This window comes from Flavobacterium sp. 38 (assembly GCF_057799715.1).
In genome coordinates, this window is sequence record NZ_JBYNWZ010000022.1 from 2,501 (window position 1) to 4,736 (window position 2,236).

The following is a 2,236-nucleotide window of genomic DNA, read 5'->3' on the forward strand; positions in this document are numbered from 1 at the left end:
AGACTCGCTTTCGCTGCGGATCCATGGCTTAACCACTTATCCTTGCCAGCAGCGTTAACTCGTAGGCTCATTATGCAAAAGGCACGCCGTCACCCCACTTAAGGGCTCCGACCGCTTGTAGGCGCATGGTTTCAGGATCTATTTCACTCCGTTATTCACGGTTCTTTTCACCTTTCCCTCACGGTACTGGTTCACTATCGGTCTCTCAGGAGTATTTAGCCTTAGCGGATGGTCCCGCCAAATTCAGACAGGGTTTCACGTGCCCCGCCCTACTCAGGATACCGCTATCCATTACATTTGTTGCCCATACGGGGCTGTCACCCTCTATGGCGCTCCTTTCCAGAAGCTTCCGGTTCCTCATGCATGAAATATCGCGGTCCTACAACCCCAGCTATGCCGTAACATAGCTGGTTTGGGCTAATCCGCGTTCGCTCGCCACTACTTGCGGAATCACTTTTGTTTTCTTCTCCTCCGCCTACTTAGATGTTTCAGTTCAGCGGGTTTGCCCACCTATCGGTGTGCTATATCTTCAATATAGCGGGTTGCCCCATTCAGGTATCTGCGGATCAATCGGTGTGTGCCCGTCCCCGCAGCTTTTCGCAGCTTATCACGCCTTTCATCGCCTCTGAGAGCCTAGGCATTCCCCATGCGCCCTTATTTTGCTTATTGTACTTTGCAAAGCCGCTGCATGCAGCGCCTCTACGCGTTCTTTCTACTTTCTTATTATTTTCTTATCCCAATATGTCAATGAACTTTGTTTCGCCGTGGCGAATCTGTGGAGAATAACGGAGTCGAACCGTTGACCTCCTGCGTGCAAGGCAGGCGCTCTAGCCAGCTGAGCTAATCCCCCATTTTTAGCGATGAGTTATTAGTTATGAGTTATGAATTCGCTCATTAATGCTCAACTTCTAAAATTTCCTTTTTTTTTAAGCTTTCAGTCTTTTTAATTTTTAATTAAAAATTTTTAATTATTTTTAAAAAGTAGTCCCGGGCAGACTCGAACTGCCGACCCCTACATTATCAGTGTAGTACTCTAACCAGCTGAGCTACGAGACTCTGTTTTACTTAATTTTTATCATTTTTTTAAATTAACAGCAAGAGCAATACAATCTCAGATCCAAAAACCTACAGTCCGGCATCTTATTTCCCTGACGTGCGTTTCCGCTAACATCCAGGGCTCTAGAAAGGAGGTGTTCCAGCCGCACCTTCCGGTACGGCTACCTTGTTACGACTTAGCCCTAGTTACCAGTTTTACCCTAGGCAGCTCCTTGCGGTCACCGACTTCAGGCACCCCCAGCTTCCATGGCTTGACGGGCGGTGTGTACAAGGCCCGGGAACGTATTCACCGGATCATGGCTGATATCCGATTACTAGCGATTCCAGCTTCACGGAGTCGAGTTGCAGACTCCGATCCGAACTGTGACCGGCTTTATAGATTCGCTCCTGGTCGCCCAGTGGCTGCTCTCTGTACCGGCCATTGTAGCACGTGTGTAGCCCAAGGCGTAAGGGCCGTGATGATTTGACGTCATCCCCACCTTCCTCACAGTTTGCACTGGCAGTCTTGTTAGAGTTCCCGACATGACTCGCTGGCAACTAACAACAGGGGTTGCGCTCGTTATAGGACTTAACCTGACACCTCACGGCACGAGCTGACGACAACCATGCAGCACCTTGTAAACTGTCTTGCGAAAGATCTGTTTCCAAATCGGTCAGTCTGCATTTAAGCCTTGGTAAGGTTCCTCGCGTATCATCGAATTAAACCACATGCTCCACCGCTTGTGCGGGCCCCCGTCAATTCCTTTGAGTTTCATTCTTGCGAACGTACTCCCCAGGTGGGATACTTATCACTTTCGCTTAGCCACTGAAGTTGCCCCCAACAGCTAGTATCCATCGTTTACGGCGTGGACTACCAGGGTATCTAATCCTGTTCGCTACCCACGCTTTCGTCCATCAGCGTCAATCCATCAGTAGCAACCTGCCTTCGCAATTGGTATTCCATGTAATCTCTAAGCATTTCACCGCTACACTACATATTCTAGTTGCTTCCTGATAATTCAAGTCCTGCAGTATCAATGGCCGTTCCATCGTTGAGCGATGGGCTTTCACCACTGACTTACAGGACCGCCTACGGACCCTTTAAACCCAATGATTCCGGATAACGCTTGGATCCTCCGTATTACCGCGGCTGCTGGCACGGAGTTAGCCGATCCTTATTCTTACGGTACCGTCAAGCTCC

Annotated in this window: 2 tRNA genes and 2 rRNA genes (1 of these 4 only partly in view); all 4 read right to left on the minus strand. The window is 49.2% G+C overall.

What is annotated here, in order from left to right:
• A 23S ribosomal RNA gene (locus AC3E9W_RS23125) occupies positions 1-669 on the minus strand; it reaches 2,212 nt to the left of the window's first position.
• Positions 670-776: 107 nt separating this feature from the next.
• Positions 777-850 (minus strand) — tRNA-Ala (locus tag AC3E9W_RS23130).
• A 132-nt stretch (positions 851-982) separates the two neighbouring features.
• A tRNA-Ile gene (locus AC3E9W_RS23135) sits at positions 983-1,056 on the minus strand.
• Between the two features lie 127 nt (positions 1,057-1,183).
• Positions 1,184-2,236, minus strand: a 16S ribosomal RNA gene (locus AC3E9W_RS23140); the annotation flags it as partial.